16 protein-coding genes are annotated in these 18,694 nt (G+C 50.1%); all 16 read left to right on the top strand.

The window, feature by feature from the left end:
• Nucleotides 1-56 precede the first annotated feature (56 nt).
• Nucleotides 57-1,325, top strand: coding sequence for a UDP-N-acetyl-D-mannosamine dehydrogenase (wecC, locus tag E8E95_RS17355; protein ID WP_280352198.1), 1,269 nt, complete (start codon nt 57-59; stop codon nt 1,323-1,325).
• 184 nt (nt 1,326-1,509) lie between these two features.
• Nucleotides 1,510-2,595 (top strand): hypothetical protein, encoded by a 1,086-nt coding sequence (locus E8E95_RS17360; protein WP_280352200.1) that lies wholly within the window; start codon nt 1,510-1,512, stop codon nt 2,593-2,595.
• Complete coding sequence (locus tag E8E95_RS17365; protein WP_280352202.1) at nt 2,573-3,307, top strand: hypothetical protein; 735 nt, start codon at nt 2,573-2,575, stop codon at nt 3,305-3,307. Before E8E95_RS17360 ends, E8E95_RS17365 begins: the two co-directional genes overlap by 23 nt.
• The gene (locus tag E8E95_RS17370; protein WP_280352204.1) at nt 3,304-4,620 is read left to right on the top strand and encodes a hypothetical protein; all 1,317 of its coding nucleotides are present in this window, start codon (nt 3,304-3,306) and stop codon (nt 4,618-4,620) included. Before E8E95_RS17365 ends, E8E95_RS17370 begins: the two co-directional genes overlap by 4 nt.
• Before the next feature lie 8 nt (nt 4,621-4,628).
• Complete coding sequence (locus tag E8E95_RS17375) at nt 4,629-5,813, top strand: glycosyltransferase family 4 protein (RefSeq protein ID WP_280352207.1); 1,185 nt, start codon at nt 4,629-4,631, stop codon at nt 5,811-5,813.
• Nucleotides 5,810-6,901: a glycosyltransferase family 4 protein gene (locus E8E95_RS17380; protein ID WP_280352209.1), complete on the top strand. Its 1,092-nt coding sequence runs from the start codon at nt 5,810-5,812 to the stop codon at nt 6,899-6,901. The genes E8E95_RS17375 and E8E95_RS17380 overlap by 4 nt, the downstream gene beginning before the upstream one ends.
• Entirely contained in the window at nt 6,898-8,001 is a 1,104-nt protein-coding gene (locus E8E95_RS17385; protein WP_280352211.1) for a glycosyltransferase family 4 protein, read from the top strand. The genes E8E95_RS17380 and E8E95_RS17385 overlap by 4 nt, the downstream gene beginning before the upstream one ends.
• An 18-nt stretch (nt 8,002-8,019) precedes the next feature.
• The gene (locus E8E95_RS17390) at nt 8,020-9,327 is read left to right on the top strand and encodes a hypothetical protein (RefSeq protein WP_280352213.1); all 1,308 of its coding nucleotides are present in this window, start codon (nt 8,020-8,022) and stop codon (nt 9,325-9,327) included.
• A 189-nt stretch (nt 9,328-9,516) separates the two neighbouring features.
• The gene (locus E8E95_RS17395) at nt 9,517-10,872 is read left to right on the top strand and encodes a hypothetical protein (protein WP_280352215.1); all 1,356 of its coding nucleotides are present in this window, start codon (nt 9,517-9,519) and stop codon (nt 10,870-10,872) included.
• The gene (locus tag E8E95_RS17400; RefSeq protein WP_280352217.1) at nt 10,869-13,046 is read left to right on the top strand and encodes a bi-domain-containing oxidoreductase; all 2,178 of its coding nucleotides are present in this window, start codon (nt 10,869-10,871) and stop codon (nt 13,044-13,046) included. Before E8E95_RS17395 ends, E8E95_RS17400 begins: the two co-directional genes overlap by 4 nt.
• A gap of 39 nt (nt 13,047-13,085) precedes the next feature.
• Nucleotides 13,086-14,267, top strand: a complete 1,182-nt coding sequence (locus E8E95_RS17405) for a hypothetical protein (RefSeq protein WP_280352219.1) — start codon at nt 13,086-13,088, stop codon at nt 14,265-14,267.
• A gap of 31 nt (nt 14,268-14,298) precedes the next feature.
• The gene (locus E8E95_RS17410; protein WP_280352221.1) at nt 14,299-15,009 is read left to right on the top strand and encodes a WecB/TagA/CpsF family glycosyltransferase; all 711 of its coding nucleotides are present in this window, start codon (nt 14,299-14,301) and stop codon (nt 15,007-15,009) included.
• Between the two features lie 3 nt (nt 15,010-15,012).
• On the top strand, nt 15,013-16,062 hold the full coding sequence (gene galE / locus E8E95_RS17415) for a UDP-glucose 4-epimerase GalE (protein ID WP_280352223.1): 1,050 nt from the start codon (nt 15,013-15,015) through the stop codon (nt 16,060-16,062).
• A 194-nt stretch (nt 16,063-16,256) separates the two neighbouring features.
• The gene (locus E8E95_RS17420; RefSeq protein WP_280352225.1) at nt 16,257-16,568 is read left to right on the top strand and encodes a hypothetical protein; all 312 of its coding nucleotides are present in this window, start codon (nt 16,257-16,259) and stop codon (nt 16,566-16,568) included.
• Nucleotides 16,569-16,807: 239 nt separating this feature from the next.
• Nucleotides 16,808-17,914: a polysaccharide biosynthesis/export family protein gene (locus E8E95_RS17425; RefSeq protein ID WP_280352227.1), complete on the top strand. Its 1,107-nt coding sequence runs from the start codon at nt 16,808-16,810 to the stop codon at nt 17,912-17,914.
• An 11-nt stretch (nt 17,915-17,925) separates the two neighbouring features.
• Nucleotides 17,926-18,591 (top strand): YjbF family lipoprotein, encoded by a 666-nt coding sequence (locus tag E8E95_RS17430; RefSeq protein ID WP_280352229.1) that lies wholly within the window; start codon nt 17,926-17,928, stop codon nt 18,589-18,591.
• The last annotated feature ends 103 nt before the right edge of the window (nt 18,592-18,694 follow it).

Raw genomic sequence — 18,694 nt, forward strand, 5'->3', positions numbered from 1 at the left:
CCAAGAACAGTGGGGCGAAGCATTTGCTTTGATCTTTGTTTTATTAAGGAAGAGAAATGCCTTTCCAGACCATCTCCGTAATTGGCCTCGGTTACATCGGCCTGCCAACCGCCGCCGTCTTTGCCTCGCGCAAGAAGAAGGTCATCGGTGTTGATGTGAACCAGCAAGCGGTCGACACCATCAACCGCGGAGAGATCCACATTGTCGAACCTGACCTGGATATGGTCGTCCATGCGGCAGTCGTTGAGGGCTATCTGCGGGCGACGACGGTTGCTGAACCTGCCGACGCCTTCCTGATCGCCGTACCGACGCCGTTCAAAGGTGATCACGAGCCAGACCTCAGCTACATCGAGTCAGCCAGCAAATCGATTGCGCCGGTTCTGAAGAAGGGCGACCTCGTCATTCTCGAATCCACTTCGCCAGTTGGCGCCACCGAGCAGATGGCAGCCTGGCTGGCCGAAGCCCGCCCCGACCTCACCTTCCCGCAGACCCATGGCGAGGCATCCGACATTCGCGTGGCCCACTGCCCCGAACGCGTACTCCCCGGCCATGTGCTCCGTGAACTGGTGCAGAACGATCGCGTAATCGGTGGCATGACGCCCAAGTGCTCCGAGGCAGCCGTGGCGCTTTACAAGGCCTTTGTGGAAGGCGACTGCGTTATCACCAATGCCCGCACCGCCGAGATGTGCAAGCTGACCGAAAACAGCTTCCGCGACGTCAACATCGCCTTTGCCAATGAGCTGTCCATCATCTGCGACAAGCTGGATATCAATGTGTGGGAGCTGATTCGCCTGGCCAACCGTCATCCGCGAGTGAACATCCTCCAGCCAGGTCCAGGCGTGGGTGGCCACTGCATTGCGGTCGACCCCTGGTTCATCGTAAGCAAGACTCCGGAGCAAGCCCAACTCATCCGTACAGCACGGGAGGTCAATGACAGGAAGCCAGAATGGGTATTGGAGAAAGTCAGAATCGCCGTTGGCGAAATACTCCAACAACACCCGGAAAAAACGGCAAGAGATGTCACCATCGCCTGCTTGGGATTGGCCTTTAAGCCAAACATCGACGATCTACGTGAAAGCCCGGCGGCTGGAATTACACTCGAGATTGCCAGTACGCATCCCGGACCTATACTCGCGGTCGAACCTCACATTGAAGAACTGCCCGCTGAGCTAGCAAAAAAAACAAATCTGGCATCTTTAGAGAATGCACTAGCGGAATCAGACCTTATTGTATTGCTTGTAGACCATTCCGAGTTCAAGAACACTCAAATCCATGGAATGACAAAAGCAAGAATTATCGACACCCGCGGAATTATTTCCAAATAACAGCAACCACTGACCTCCATCAAAACCGCGACACACACTGCTGGAACAGGTTGCCATGCATAAAATAAACGAGAAAACTGATGGCAACCCTTACCAAGAAAAACCCTCCCAAACCTTACCCCCAATAACCTAAAGCACATTGCTAGGCACAAGTACCCAACACTAAACAACATAGCCACCCCAAATGACCAGCAGTAGATCAATCATAAGCTTTGTGGCAATCGCATATATCCTGCTATCCTGCTTCATAACGTTTATTCTTGGAATAGATGCAGACAAGCAAATCGGCATATTGATAACCGGAATTTTCGGAGCATTCGTTTTATTCGAGCTTGCCTCCAGAAGATTTAAAAAGAAACTATCTCCCACGGACGTTCCGATCATAGTTGGAGTGGTCTCCATACTAGCCGCATATGCAATCCAATTTGTCGTATACGGAATAATTCAAAATACGGAAGCACTTACTCTTTTGTGCATCCTGGGGACTATATACTTATTGGACAAAATAAAAAAACACATAGACAAAAAGACAATACTTTTAACACTAAGCTTTGCCACCCTACTATTTTCAGCCGTCACAATTAACAACTCAGTAGGGTACACATTCACAACCGGTGCAGGCGGCATTCTATCTGCATTCGTTTTACTCATATCGTTCTTGGCAGCGGACCAAGCAAAATCAAGAATTTCGAACGCAGCCGCCATCGCAAGTGGAATATTAATAGTTGCAATTTCTATCCGAGGAACAATACTCTCGCTCTTGATCTACATGACATTGAAGTCGGGAGCGAGAAAAGCAGCAATCGCACTAGCCGCGGTCGGCTTGATCATTGGCGTATTGTTTCTGGCAATGCCAGAATCCAGAATATTTGGAATGCATACTAGTGGCCGATTAGTTCACTGGGAAATCATCCTATCAAACTTCGACAGCAGTAAAATACTGTATGGCATGGGAGCTCATAGCTCTACAAACATACTACTGGATATGGGGCTTGAAGAAAGCATGGCCGCCCCTCACAACGAATACATCCGCTACATATTTGACTTAGGCATCTTCGGAGCCATTGCGTTAGCTTGCATACTATTATCTCTATACAGAGCGTGCGCGCCTGACAAAAAATTTTTAGTACTCATACTTGCCCTTCAAATGTTCACCGACAACGTCTTCACGTACTACTTTAACTACTTAATATTTTTCATATTGATCTGCATGTGCTCATCAATGGACACCTCCAAAAAAATAAACCATGATTCTTTTAATTGGCGATAGTATCTGCGGCGGCTTTGGCCAGAGAGATAAAAAATCTTTTGTCCACTATGCTGCAGAACATCTGGGCATATCGATATGGGATGAGTCAGCCAGTGGCATGAGCACTGATGACTATCTGAAATATCTCCACACTGGCATACCAATTTGTCCTGAACAAGCTCCTCCTCTTGAAAATCTCGAGAAAGTAGACTTGGTTGTTCTATCTTTGGCAAATGTCGATGGAAAGATGAGCTTCAAACAACGGAACGCCTGGAGCATTCTTATTCCTCGTCGATACAGACTGGAAAAGATTGACCCACGCCCTTATTACTCTCGGCGGCGATGGAAACGTGTGCTCGAGAAGCTAGACAATTTCCTGAGGCATTACTCCCGCTTCGCTGCGTTTGCCACCGGGAATCTCGAGGTAAATGTTAGCCCTCAACAATCGAAACACAATATCGAGAAAATCCTTAACCGCTTCGCAAACAAAAAAGTAGTCCTGATTTCCACCTCTGTCACGAACGCGTTCTATTTCCCAGGAGCACAGAGTCACTACGATGCAACGGACAACTTCCTGAAAGGCCTGATCTCGAAACGCATCAGATTCTTTGACATGAAGACGAATATTGCCCCAGATGAGCTTCTCGACGACAGATTTCATCTGAACGAAAAAGGCCACAAAAGATTGTGCGCGGAATTTATTGACGCAATCAAAGAACACCTGCTGAAATGATTTTTTACAGCCTTTTCGAAGCAGCCAATAAAATATTGGGGATATTTATTTTTGCCCTTTACGCCCGGGTTTTGGGTGTAGAGTTATTTTCCGCCTTTTCATCAACCCTGATAATATTTGGCTACTTTTTTGAGCTTTCTTTTTTTTCCTACCAAAGTAAGCACCTGGTCGACCACGAGCGCGTTGGCGATAAATATCTGACCTCTGATGAGTTCTACTGCAGAACGAAGGTCATCCTGATCACATCGGCAATAGGGGCGACCCTGTTCCATCTGCTTCAGAACTCAGCAAGCCCACTTGATATAGCGCCACTTCTGGGGGTATTTGCCTGTATACCAGCGACATTCGACTTTGTAGCTTTCAACAAGAAGAAATCAAACTACATTGTGGTCGCTCGCTTTCTGTCCCAAGTCGTCGCCGTCCTGATTCTGTTGATCTTCTATACACAACCTATTCCTCGAACCGAAATTTTCACTGTGAATTTCGCACAAACACTAGTGCTCACAGGAATTGTCGGTGGACTATTGATAAGTTCAAGAGATATACGAATAAAAGATGTGTATCGGGGACTGCTCGCGAGCCGAACAAAGCCCTATGAAATATTTAAAGAACTAACTGAGCAGGCTCCAGTATTCCTATCAAAGTCGGCGACTCTTCTGGTTATTACTGTAGAGCTTCCTCTACTCATGTTCTACGAAAATGAGAGCCACAAGGTATTCTCAGTAGCGAACCGGTTAGCCCTTGTCATTCTTCCATTCGTACATTTCTACCTGAACAGGAATGTCAACAAGATCTATCAGGAAAACACTTTCAGATTTTTCTCGATAAACTCGTTAATCGCAATCCCTCTTATATTCGCCTCTCCAGCAATCAACCACTTCATCCTGGGAAGCGAATATACAAACCATACGTTTACATACAATTTTTTTCTTATAAATATTGGCATACAAGCTGTAACCTCATTTACCTTCATGCTCTCCGTGAAGAATGGAAACAGCAATAAATATCTCGCCGGACTGGCTCTTCCTATTGCATTCGCTATCACATCAATATCGATACTGAACCTTCTCGGAAAGCTCGACCTGGAAAGCTTGATAGCTGTCTTCTATATAAAGAATATCTTGATCATATTTTCGACTTCCGGAATGCGACTCTCACAAACAACCGCATCAGCTGCATTAATTCTGGCAGCACCTGTCTTGAATTACTTTCTATTTAAGATTGGATATTTCGGATGGTTTGACAACAATATACCGAAGCTCCAGTCCTTTTTCCTAGGCATCGCCCAAATGCCGCTCAACAAGTTCAATTAAGCAGCAAAATGAAAGTAAACATTCTTGCAAGACCGGATCATTCGGTAAACATGTATCGAGACCTGAGACGTCTCTCTCCATCTGACAAAATAAATCTGTTCACATTCTACGCAACTAGAAAGGGAAGCTTTCTCAATAAGATTCTTCCTTCTCGCAAAAGTGTACCTGAGTCCGTTCATACTTCGGACCTTCTGACTCTGCTGGCTTACACCAGCAATATGCTAGGCAGGAGACTTGGTTACAACTGGCGTGCAATGGAGACGAGACTTTCAGGATTGTTGCTTCCATCCGCGAAGATACTTGATTGTGATGTACTGCATTATTGGCCATTTTACGGCCTGGGCATGGCCAAGAAGGCAATCTCCGCAGGAAATATAATGACGGTAGCAGAGATATATGAAGCAGAGCCCAGCTTCGTTAACTCAATATATTCCACCGAGTACGATAAATTCGGGTTGCAGACCACAAAGAAGATCAATGAAATGATTGATCAGAATGAAGTCTTTGAGTTTGAAACGGATTTCATCGTCGCCTCTGAGTTCACTAAGTCCTCTTACTCCAGGCTATTCCCCCAGAAAAATTACCACGTGTGCAGCTACGGCCCGGCCGGGCATGACCTCGCACCGACGGCACTGCAGAAAATAGAGAAAAATAGTGCACATGGCACGAAAAGAATCATCTTTGTCGGCCAGGTGTGTGTGGAAAAAGGTGTTCATTACCTGATAGAGGCTGCTAGTCAACTGGATGTCACAGTCGACTTAGTCGGCCCAATTAGACCTGGTCAAGAGGAAGTATTCAGAAAGCTTTTAGCCTCCTCACGAAATACCAGAGCCCTTGGTTCAATGCGCCACCAAGAAGTTCTTGAAGCGATGAAAAACTACGATATCTTCGCGCTTCCTTCTCTCTCGGATAATTACTCGCTCGCTGTTTCAGAGGCACTAAGCAATGGACTGCCAGTCATTGTGACCGAGAACTGTGGAAACAAAGACGACGTACAACTCTATAATCTTGGAGAAGTCGTGAAAGCCGGAGACTCCCAAGCGCTGGCTGATGGAATCACCAAATTAGCAGAATGCTTCGACCACGAGAAATTCAGAGACGGTCTAGTTAATTTCTTTTCTCCGACCAATAAAGAAGAGTACGTGAGATCCGTCAGTAGGACGTACTCAAAATTAATGGACAAAAGATCGTGAGTATAGTCTTCGTTACAAACATCCCGGCACCCTACCGAGAAAAAATACACGAAATCGTCAGCCGTAACCTAGACAGACCTTACTCCGTAGTATTCTGCGCCCCAATAGAGCCAAACAGAAAGTGGAGATTCCCCTTCGGGGACTACAACCACATTTTCTTGACGTCCAAAGCAATTCAGATCAAGGGTCGCCAGATATATCTCTGGTCAAATATTCTTAACGTTTTGAAAATGGAAGACCCGTCCACAGTGGTTATTGGCGGATTTTCTATGCCTATGCTGATTGCGTATTGCTGGGCAAAATTTAAAGGTAGGAAAACAATCGCATTCTCAGATGCCCACCTTGAATTCGAAAAACCATTTAGCAAGTTGCACAAGGCCTTGCGAAAGCTCGCCTACCCCAGAATGGATGCCTATGTTGGCGCAAGTTTGAAGACCCTTGACCTCTTCAGACATTATGGTGCAGCGGACGACAAACTATTCCAATCACATCTTTGTGCTGACAATGAAGTCTATTCTCGAAACTACGTGCCCCCGTCACAACGTAACTACGACATAATTCTTTGCGGGCAATTCGTTAAGGGTAAATTATTTGACTTCTCTCTTCGAGTGATTGAGAGAATGATTGAGAAGAAGAAAGACCTTACCGTGAAGTTGGTCGGTGACGGTCCACTACGAAGCGAGATTCTAAGTAAGATCGAGAGCCTGGGTGTAAAGTATACATACCGTGGCTTCATCGAGCCTACAAAGTTATCCCCAGAGTACTCTTCTGCAAGGATACTGTTCTTTCCGACTGTACGAGATGCCTGGGGTGTTGTCGCAAATGAAGCATGCGCGGCAGGGACACCGGTATTAACCTGCGAACATGCAGGTGTTGCTCACGAGCTTATCAAAGACAATATCAATGGTTTTGTTCTGCCATTGGATGAAGACGTTTGGGCAAAAAACGCCTTGGAACTTTTAACATCTACTGATGCTCTCGATAAATTCTCGGATAACGCCTTAGATCAAGTAAAAGCGTACAACTATGATAACGCTGCGAGCGGGATAATTGCCGCGATCAATCGAAGCACCAGGGATTTAAATTGAAAAGCAAAGTACTATTTCTTGTCCAACTCCCCCCGCCGATTCACGGCGCCTCTGTTGTCAACAAAAGCATTCAAGACAGCGTAGCGATCAACAATTCCTTCTCAACGAAATTTGTCAACATTTCACCAGCGAACGATATTTCCGATATCGGCAAAATATCTCCCAGAAAAATATTGGCATTTCTGGCAATCCTATTCCGAGCCATCACAAGCTTTATCAGATTCAAGCCTGACTTGGTATATATAACACTAAGCCCTCACGGATTGGCTTTTTTCAAGGATGGCCTACTGGCAATTCTCCTGAAATTCTTCGGCGGACGTTTAGTCTTTCACCTGCACGGAAAAGGAATTCGAGAAGAGTCAAGGAAGTCCCGAATCAAGCACTTCTTCTATAAGCATGTATTCAAAAAAGCCGAAGTCATTCATCTAGCAGAAAGCCTACTCCCCGACATCGAACCCGTCCGTGACAGGACTATAGAACCAATGGTAGTTGCCAATGGCATTTGGCCTATTAGCGATAGCTACTTCCTCCCTAAGGAAGAGAAATTCACCTTCATCTATCTTTCCAATCTTATTCGGTCAAAAGGCGCTGACATTCTAATTCGCGCTGCCAGTCTAATTCCGGAAGAATTCCAAGATAGCTTCCAAGTAAAAATAATTGGCAAGAAGGGGGATGAGGCCTATTTCAAAGAGGTTATGAAGCTGATCAACCATAACCCCTACGGCAACATCAGTTTGTTAGGTGCGCTTTACGGAAAAGAAAAGTACGAAGCACTATCCGCTTCGCATGTTTTCGTATTGCCAACGCGCTTCAAAAATGAATGCTTCCCACTTTCCATACTGGAAGCGATGGCAGCTGGTCTTGCTGTGATCTCAACAAACGAAGGCGCGATACCTGAAATAATTACCAGCGGAGAAACTGGTGAGGTTCTTGTGGATTGCACACCTGAAGAGCTAGCTAAAGCGATGATCAAGCACATAAAAGATTCCAACTACTCAAATCGCTGCGCTCAAAATAGCTATAGAGAATTCACAGAAAAATACACAGTACAAAATTTTGAATCAAATCTGATCAAGGCCCTGGAGCAGGCTTCCCAGTAAGCCTTGGAGTTTTGAATCGTGAAAGAATATCTCAAAAAAGTAGCCGACAATATTCCATACCCAATAGGAAGGATGCTTGCTGCAACTCCTATGAGTCTCAGATTAGGCCCCCAGTACAGGAAATTCTCGTCTGAGGCTCAGCGCATTGACGACGAAGTCGTTAAACGCCACTTATGCAACATAAGCAAGATATCGAAATTTGCCTATGAAAACATAGAATTCTTTCGAAACTTCTATGACGAGCACAATTTCAAACCAGCTAATCTTCGCTCCCTCGAAGAGATAAGTGAAATACCAATAATAAAGAAATCAGACCTTCAAAAGTATTCATTGGATCGCCGAAGCGCCCCCCAAAACTCACTCAAAAAAAGCAACACCGGAGGCACAACCGGTCAACCATTGGACTTCTACCTGGAAAGATCAGCCTATGCACGAGAGTGGGCTCACATGCATAAGATCTGGTCACTACTCGGGTACCGACACACAGATGAAAAAATAACAATACGTGGAAAGAATATCGGAAGTGTATATTACAAATACAACTTCAATCAGAACGAGTTCTTAATCAACGCATACGCACCATTGCTTGAAAATATAAATTTTTGTCGCAAGCTAATCATTAATCGAAACATAAAGTGGATACATGGATACCCGAGTTCAGTATTCAGCTTTCTTCGTGAGCTTCAAAGCACAGACTCCGCGCTATTTGAAATTCTCATTGGAAAGGTGAAGGGCGTATTTCTAGGCTCCGAGTACCCTGCACCAATGTACCGGGACTTCATTGAAAAAGACTGTGGGCTGAGAACCATTTCCTGGTACGGCCACTCGGAAATGGCAGTATTAGCGCCAGAACTTGAACCGGGTTCAGGAGTCTATTATCCATTTCATAGTTATGGCTTTGCTGAAGCGATACCTGATGGAAACACCCACCGACTGGTCGCAACGTCAACACATAATTTCTCCTCACCGTTCATACGCTATGACACAGGCGATCTAATAGAGCCCACCATCAGGGATGGCCTACTCGAGTCATTCAGAATCAAGGAGGGGCGTAACAGCGACAGTGTAATTGACCTTAAGGGAAGAAGCATTTCCTTAACAGGCCTTATATTTGGCCGCCATCATCAAGCGTTCAACTCTAGCGAGCACATTCAGGTTCGCCAACCTTTGCCAGGAAAACTCGAAATCCTGATTACATCTAAAGAAGCATGCCCCAATTGGGAAAACCGCTTCGATTTTTCGAATAGTCATTTCGATATCTCTTTCAAGCAAATCAGCTCCCCCATTACCACGCCGCTTGGGAAAGTCCAATTGCTATTGAGATAGAAGAAACGGGTTAGAATTTTAGCGATCTACTTTTGTATGTTGAGTTTGTCCTCAGGATAAAACCAGCCCCCCCCAAAGTTACCCGTTGCAACTATCCAATGAAACCTCGACTTTCAGCTGTTGACTGCACGCCAAAACGATAGACACATAATGACTCTCAAATCTAAGCTCTAGCCGCCGCGCAATCTGATGAAAATAGCCGAAATCTTCTATCACAAATACAAGCATCTTGTTCCCGACAGGCTCCTTTATTGTTCGGATTATTTCAAGCTCGAGAAAATACTCAGAACGGGGGATGACAAGCTTGCTGAAGATGGCCGGAGAGAACGATTAAGACATGTTTTACTGGTAGCATCACAGCACGTTCCTGCATACCAGAATATTCGGCTCTCAAGCACAACAGTGCTAAATGAATGCCCTTACGAGCTCCTTTCTCTTTTCCCTTATACGGAAAAAGACGAAATTATGGACAGCCCTCGTAGCTATCTTCACCAGCATGCAAATCTTTTATTTGCCAAATATGCAACAAGTGGCGGAACAACAGGTAGAGGCGTTGGGATTTGGCGTCCCAAAAAATCTGCAGATATAGAACGGCTGTTCTTCAATGTAAGATGGGGTGTAACAGGGTACTCTGGCGCCAAGTCAAAGGTTCTACGTCTGGCAGCAGAAGGTATCAGGCGTCACAATGAGCATCCTGTGTCTAGACGAGGGAACACGACATTAATGTCCCCTTACCACATAAGTCGAAGACACATAGAATCAATTGCAAAGAGCCTTCAGCAAAGTTCTTTTGATTTTATACATGCATATTCTTCAGTCTTTTTCGAATTCACCTATCTTGCTCGAGAAATCATCCCAGAGAACAAATTTAAGATTTCCGGAATATTCTTGGGATCTGAGCCGACTAGCATAGAACAATTACGAATTATCTATGACTATTGGAAATGCCCTATAATCGTTCACTACGGCTTGAATGAGAGAACCAATCTAGGGTTTTATCGATTCTCCCCGCGCGACCAAAGCATAAGCTACACGCTCGAACCTTTATACTCAGTTTCAGAGCTTTACAACGATAGCTCTGAAATTGTCGGAACGGGTCTGTGGAACACTTTGATGCCCATAATCCGCTACCGCACCAAAGATCACGGAATCTTCCGAGACGGCAAAATTGAGCAACTGATAGGCCGAGAAGAGAATTATTTGATCGACATACACGGCGAAAGAATTTCCGGAATGTCAATTGTCATTGATGAAGTAACCTGGGGACAGGTTCGACAATACCAGATCCAGCAGCGAGTTCCTGGAAAAATAGAAATTTGCGTCGTACCACGATTCGAAAAAATTGAGAAAAACTTCTTATCCTACATATTGAAGCAGCAACTTAATCGCTGGGGCGGGTTCTTTGATATAAGCATCCGCGTCTGCAACGAAATACCACTGACTAAATCCGGCAAGATCAGGCACATCGACGTTCAGATTCCGCCCGAATTGCTGGAATCAAAAAATTCAAATTTTGTATACGACAAGCCAGTAGGAACCTTATGAAGCAAGTAACCCAAACGCTTCGCACAGGAGTTATCGAGATCAACGATGTTCCCGTACCAGCGCTAACCGATAAATTTGTGCTGGTTCGCAATAGCGCGTCCGTGATCAGTGCAGGAACCGAAAAGACCAAGATCGACATGGGCAAGAAGAACCTTCTGCAGAAGGCGAAGGCACGCCCAGATCTTGTGAAGCAAGTGCTGAACAAGATCAAGACCGAAGGGTTGAAGAAGACCCTGCAAACTGTCAACTCGCGCCTGGACTCTCCTTCCCCACTGGGCTACAGCTGCGCCGGTACTGTGGTTGCAGCCGGCGGACTTGTAGAAGGTATACAGCCAGGAGATCGTGTGGCCTGTGGCGGAGCGGACTATGCCAACCATGCTGAGTTTGTCGCAATCCCTCGCAATCTTGTCGTAAAGATTCCCGCGAATGTGTCCGATGAAGAGGCAGCCTTTACAACCGTAGGCTCCATTGCCCTCCAAGGCGTTCGTCTTGCAGAGCCCATGATCGGTGAAACCTTCCTTGTAGTCGGCCTTGGACTTCTTGGGCAAATCACCGTGCAATTGCTGAAGGCTAACGGCTGCAATGTGGTCGGTACAGACCTAGATCCGTCGTTGGTAGCCCGAGCAGAAGGCTATGGTGCGATTGGTGTGCCACCTGGTGCGGATGCTGTCGGAATTTGTAATGCCTTGACAGGCGGACACGGCGTCGACGGCGTGCTCGTTTGTGCCGGTAGCTCCAGCAATACCATTATTGAAATGTGCGGCGCAGTCACCCGCGAGAAAGGCCGAGTAGTCGTAGTTGGCGCCGTGAGGATGGACATTCCGCGCGAAGACTATTTCAAGAAAGAGATCAGCGTCGTCATCTCTCGCTCTTACGGGCCCGGGCGCTACGATCCGTTCTACGAAGAGAACGGCAACGACTACCCGTACGCCTATGTGCGCTTCACCGAGCAGCGCAACATGGAGACCTTCCTCAACCTTGTCTCACAAGGCAAGTTGGATATTAAGAGCCTGATTACTCACCGATTCTCGGTGGATGAAGCAGCCAAGGCTTATCAGCTCATTGAAGGGAGCAAAACTGAGCCCTATCTAGGGATTCTGCTGCAGTACAACCCACAACCGTACAGGGCCGACGATTCTTCGCGCATCAAGGTGACCCCCACCCAGGTTGCCAGAGAAAAAGTAAAGCTGTCCTTTTACGGTGCCGGCAACTACGCCACGGCCAGTCTGCTGCCACCTATGCAGGTCAGCAACAAGGTTACTTTCACTGGTCTGGTTACCGCCAGCGGTCGTTCTGCACAAGGCGTCGCCAAGCAGTTCGGCTTCGAATTCTGCGCCAGCAGTTTTGCTGAACTACTCCAAAGCGATACAGATGCCATTGTTGTTACCACGAGACATGACACCCACGGCGTCGCGGTGCGCGACGCGCTGAATGCCGGTAAGCATGTGTACGTGGAGAAACCTCTGGCCATGTCGGTGGCGGAGCTTTCGGAGATCCATCAAGCCTACGCTGGTTGCGGTAAAGCCCAAGTGATGGTTGGATTCAACCGTCGCTTTGCTCCCGCCACACGCCAGGTCATCGAGCACTTCTCCAGCGTGAAGAGCCCGTTGATTGTGAATATCCGCATCAATGCCGGATTCATCCCCGCCAATCATTGGATTCAGGACCCACAAGTAGGTGGTGGACGAATGATTGGTGAGGGTTGCCATTTCATCGACTTGGCCTCGGCTTTGGTGAGCAGCAATGTCAAAACCGTTTATGCCGTAGGTAGCAGCAAAGCAGAAAAATCTGCATTGCTTAACGACAACCTTTGCCTGGCACTGACATTCGAAAATGGCAGTGTGGCAAACATCACTTACACCGCCGACGGCTCCAAGGCCATGGCAAAAGAATACATCGAAGTATTTGGTGGAGGTCGCTCGGCGCAGATCCAGGATTTCAAGGAAGTCTTGCTGTACAGCGGGGACAGTAACGTTGCGCGTAACAAGCTTGGGGTACAGGACAAGGGGCAGAAGCACATGATTGCGGCCTGGCTGGCAGGCCTCCAAAGCGGCAAAGCATGTGTCGATTATGAGTGTCTGATGGCAACCAGCCTGGCCACGGTGATGGCTGTGGAATCTATGGGTATCGGCATGCCGCTGTCTGTAGATAGTGCCGTGCTGGCCGCTGAATAAGCAGGAGAGTCAGGGGGTAGCAATACCCCATTGTTCGCTATGGACAAGCTAATTTCGCTCAACTCAAAGTTACTGGACTCCATTCGCGCTGAGCAATTTGCCGGTTACGACCCTTTCGATTCGCTAAACAGTCGTTTGCTGCAAGCCACACCACTCTATCGCAGCGAGTGGGTGAGACTCGCGTGGCTGCAGTTGGGTAAACGGTCCCCGGTGAACCTTCGCCGCCTGCTATGCGTGCCCAAGAGACGAAATCCGAAGGGTGTCGGTCTGTTCATCTCCGGCTTGTTGCAGGACTACCAGCGTACCGGCGAGGAGCCCTTCCTGCAGGAAGCTCGCGACTTGGCCTCATGGCTACTGGCTCAGCGCAGTGGCTCCCAAGAGTGGAAACACAGTTGTTGGGGATATCACTTCGACTGGCAAGCGCGCGCATTTTATGTACCGGCAGGTAAGCCGAACATCATCACAACCTGCTATGCCGCACGGGCGCTCTTCGAACTTGGCAAGGTTGATGGCAATAACGCGTTGATTGAGACAGCGCTGGATGCCGCGCGCTTCATCACTACCCACCTTTACACCGAGGCTGATGGACGCTGCTTCTACGCCTACATCCCTGGGGAACGAGCATTCGTGCACAACGCCAGCCTCTGGGGTGCGGCCTGGTGTGCATTTGCTGGGAAGCAGTTGGGTGATTCGGCGTTGATTGAGCAAGCAATGCGTGTTGCCCGCCAATCAGTACAGGAACAAGCCGCAGACGGCTCGTGGGTGTATGGTGCCCGCCACCATCATCAGTTCATCGACGGTTTCCATACTGGCTACAACCTTGAGGCCCTCTGCCTCTTGCGTGATGCACTGGGCACGTCCGAGTTCGATGGTTGCATCGCCAAAGGATATCGCTACTACGTCGACACCTTCTTCACAGAGGATGGTACGGCGAAGTACTACAACAACGGCGTGTACCCTATCGACATGCATAGTTTTGCCCAGGCCATTTTCACATTGCTAAAAGTCGGGGGAGCACCCGCTGATATTGCGCTCTGCGACAAAGTGGTGAAGCAAGCGATCAACCTTCTTTACCTACCTCAAAAAGGGCAATTCATTTATCAGAAGACCCGATGGTTAACCAACCGCATCAACTACACCCGCTGGACTCAGGCCTGGGCTTACTACTCCCTGGCGTTCTACAACCGTTACCGCGCCGAGTTGGATCATGCGAAGAATTGAAGTAATGGGCTGCCCGATGGACGAGGCCAGCATGGCAGAGACCGTTCAGGCAATTCGTACCGCAGTCGTTGCCGGTCGCTTCACCCAACACGTTGTGGTCAACGTGGCCAAGTTGGTGAATATGCGCCGAGATGCACAGCTTAGTGAGTCGGTACGCTCCTGCGACATCATCAATATTGATGGTATGGGCGTGGTCGTTGGTGCTCGCTTCCTGGGCCACAAGGTGCGCGAAAGGGTCGCTGGAGTTGACCTTTTCCACGAGCTATTGGCCATGAGCGCACAGGAAGGTCTCTCTGTGTATCTACTAGGCGCGCGGGATGAAGTGGTCACCACAACTGCGTCCAAGGTACAAGCACTCTATCCGGGTCTGAAAATTGCGGGTTACCACAATGGCTATTTCTGGGATGACGAAGCGGCCATGGTGGAGAAGATTCGAGCCTCAGGAGCTCAGCTGCTGTTTGTGGCGATTACCTCTCCCAAGAAGGAGAACTTCATCAATCGGTGGCGTGATCAGTTGGGCGTCACCTTTGTGATGGGAGTAGGGGGTACCTTTGATGTTGTTGCCGGAAAGGTAAAGCGTGCTCCCTTATGGATGCAGAATTGGGGATTAGAGTGGCTGTACCGAGTTATTCAGGAGCCTGGGCGGATGTGGAAACGCTACCTGACAACCAACAGTCAGTTTGCCTGGTTGCTATTCAAAGCAAAGCTCGCCCAAGTAACAGGCAAGAACACAGGACGTTGATTTGTGACTAGTAAAATCCTGGTAACCGGAGGGGCAGGCTACATCGGCTCGCACACAACCCTTGCGCTACTTGCGGATGGCCACGAGGTAGTGGTGCTGGACAACCTTTGCAACAGCTCGGCCGAATCTCTACGGCGGATCAAAGGAATATGCGGCAGATCGCCTCATTTCATACAGGGAGATATCCGCGACCGAGGATTGCTAGATGAGCTATTTGCAAAGCATTGCATCTCTGCGGTAATGCACTTCGCCGGCCTCAAGGCGGTAGGTGAGAGCGTACGCGAACCGCTGGCGTACTACGAGAACAATGTCTCTGGCAGCGTGACACTGTGCCAGGCAATGGTACGCGCCGGGGTGTTCCAGTTGGTGTTCAGTTCGTCCGCCACTGTATACGGTGAGCCGACGCAGATGCCCATTTGCGAGGATTTCCCCACCGGCACGCCGACCAATCCCTACGGCCGCTCTAAGTTGATGGTCGAGGAGTTGCTTCGCGATCTTGCACATTCTGACCCCCGCTGGAGCATTGCCTTGCTCCGCTACTTCAATCCCGTAGGTGCCCATGAGAGCGGGCTGATCGGCGAAGATCCCAACGGCATTCCTAACAACCTGGTGCCCTATATCAGCCAAGTTGCAGTCGGAAAGCTTGAGCAGCTTTCTGTATTCGGCGGCGATTACCCCACGAAAGACGGCACGGGTGTGCGCGACTATATCCATGTAGTCGATCTGGCCGAAGGGCATCTGCGGTCCCTCGATGCAATCAAGACCAAATCTGGAATCAATGTCTGGAATCTTGGGACCGGCAGAGGCTATAGCGTGCTTGAGATGGTTCGCGCTTTTGAAGCAGCGAGTGGGCGCAAAGTTCCGTACAAGATCGTTGCCCGCCGGCCAGGAGATATAGCGGAAAACTGGGCGGACCCAACACGCGCAGAGTTGGAGCTCGACTGGAAGGCCAAGCTTGGGCTACCAGACATGATGGTCGATACCTGGCGTTGGCAGTCCTCGAACCCCAATGGATACAAGTCCGAGCCTGTCGCTGACTCGCAACCAACCTGACATCAGATACCAACTGGTCCGCTTCAACTGACCGATTAGTCAGAAGGGTGGACTTTGACAGCTGGGGTAGATGGTCCGACGCCACGCATGCCGCATCCCACAAGGTTTTCGGCTTGCATTGACAACGGTTTATCCATACCCTTCGACACCAACCGTTCCTTAGGGACATACACGCTCATAAAAGGAGCATGAACGTGAAAAAACTTCTGACTCTCGTTACTGCAGCCGCCTTCAGCACCTCGCTGATGGCCGCTGAGACCGCCTCTCCCGCCAGTGCTGGCAAACCTGCCGCTGGTACTCCTGGCGCCACTTCTGGTCTGACCCTGACCACCCCGATCGCGGGCGGCGTGACCCTGGGTACTGGCCTCGCTGTTGGCGCTGCTGCCATTGCAGCTGGCGTTGCTGCTTCCAACAGCAGCAGCGGCGGTGGTAACGACAGCACCCCGGGCGCTGGTGGCACCACCGGCACCACCGGCACCACTGGCACTACCGGTACCACCAACTAAGCAATACGCTTGGTTGCTGCACCTTGAAACCTCCCAGCATCGCTGGGAGGTTTCGCATTGGGCCCTGTAACTTCCGGCCCCGGTTGATCGTCACAGCTCCCGACTGTTTGCGCACTTGCATGCAGCCTGCCGACATGCCCATGTTGGCCCGGACATCAACGCCGTAACCCACATCCTGGATTCCGAGTCAGGCCCTGCCGCTTTGGCATCGCTTGGCCCCACGCACAAGATCACCCAACATGAATCGCGCACTCCCCCTGGCCATGCTGCTTGGCCTCACCCTGCAAGGCTGTATGTTCTCCCCTGGCCAGTACATGGATTCCGGCAATCTGGTGCGCGAGGGCTCTCCTGAAAGCAGCCGTATCGAGCTGGTGCCCATCACGCCGAAGTTGGTGGCCATCGAGTCCGCCATGAATGGCACCCAGGTAGCCCCTGAATTGCTGAGTTTTCAGCCCGGCGAGTACCGGATTGGCGCCGGCGACCTGATCTACATCACCGTATGGGACCATCCCGAGCTCACCGCGCCCTCTGGCTCTCAACAGCAAATCGAGGCCAACGGCCGTCTGGTGCGCCCTGATGGCACGCTGTTCTATCCCTATGTGGGCAATGTCGAGGCCGCAGGCAAGACCATTGAAGAGCTGCGCTCGATGATTGCCTCGCGCCTCACCAGCGTGGTGACCGAGCCGCAGGTGGACGTCAGCGTGCTGCGCTTTGCCAGCCAGAAGGTCATCCTCTCCGGCGCCTTTGGCAAAACAGGCTCCGTACCGATTACCAATACGCCCCTTAGCCTACTGGATGCAGTTGGCCAAGGCAGCGTGCAAGTCGGCACGGCCGATATTGCCGGCCTGGTGCTCAAGCGCGATGGCCGCGAGTACGTGATCGACCTCGATACGCTGAACCGCAAGGATTCGGTCCTGCACAACATCTACCTGCGGGACGGAGACCAACTCCATCTGCCTTACAACGACAACAAGAAGGTCTATCTGCTAGGCGAGGTACTCAGCGCCCGCCCCCTATTCTTCAAGGGCAGCAACATGAACCTGACGGATGCCCTTGGCAGCGCAGGCGGCCTGAGCCAGGAAACCTCCAGTGGCAAGGAGGTGTATGTGATTCGCGGTGTGGATGACCTGCAACGGGATGTAGCCAAGGTCTACCAGCTCAACCTCAAGTCCCCGTCGGCCTTTATCGTGGCCGAGCACTTCAAGCTGCAGCCGCAGGATGTGGTGTATGTAGGCCCGGCAGATGTCACCCGCTGGAACCGTTTCATCAGCCAGGTGTTCCCATCCGCCAACCTGCTGCGCACCGGCTTCGCCATTCAAGATGACATGAGCGACAACAGCAACTGAGTGGTCATGACGTGAAAATTGCACGCCTGGCCTTGTTGCCGCTTGCCGTAATGCTCCTGAGTGCCTGCAACCCGCTGATGCGGGCGAGCTGGGACACGCTCAAGGCCGCCACCCAGGGGCCGCAGCCCCTGGAGCTGACCCGTGAGCAGGTGGAGGCCGTTCCCTACTACCAGATCACCATTGCCGCCCCCACCGGGGAGGCCGTGATGGCCCTGGTGCGCCTGCAGGAGGGTGTGCAGTTCTGGCTGGCCTCTACCCAGCAGGTGCTGATGATGGAGGATGGCCTGGCCATCCGCTCCGTGGGGTTCAATGACAATCTCGACGGCACCCGTTTTGTCGGCGAATCGCCCTTCCGCACTGGCCTGCATCGCATTGCGGATGGGCTGCGTGCCGAGCGCCAGGTGGATTTCGCTGGGCGTTATCAGATGGGCACTCGGCTGATCAGCCATTTCGAGAAGAAAGGGCTGGAGACGGTGCGCATCCTCGACCGCGACCTGGAGTTGTTGCGCGTCGATGAGCACATCGAGCTGCCCGAACTGGGCTACTCGGCCCGCAATCAGTACTGGGTGGACCCCGCTGACGGTTTCATCCTGGCCAGTGTCCAGCATGTAACCCCCGAGCTGCCCTTGCGAATCCTGCAGGTACGCCCATTGCGGCCGGAACATGGGGCCGAGTGAGCGATGCTCGACCTCTAAATGCATAACCTTGGGCGGCCCGGTGCGGGCGGCGAAAGATCGTTCGCCAGCAAGCTGGCTCCTACAGAAGATTGAACCGATTTCA

This window comes from Pseudomonas sp. BN414 (genome assembly GCF_029871275.1).
Taxonomy (GTDB): Bacteria; Pseudomonadota; Gammaproteobacteria; order Pseudomonadales; family Pseudomonadaceae; genus Metapseudomonas; species Metapseudomonas resinovorans_C.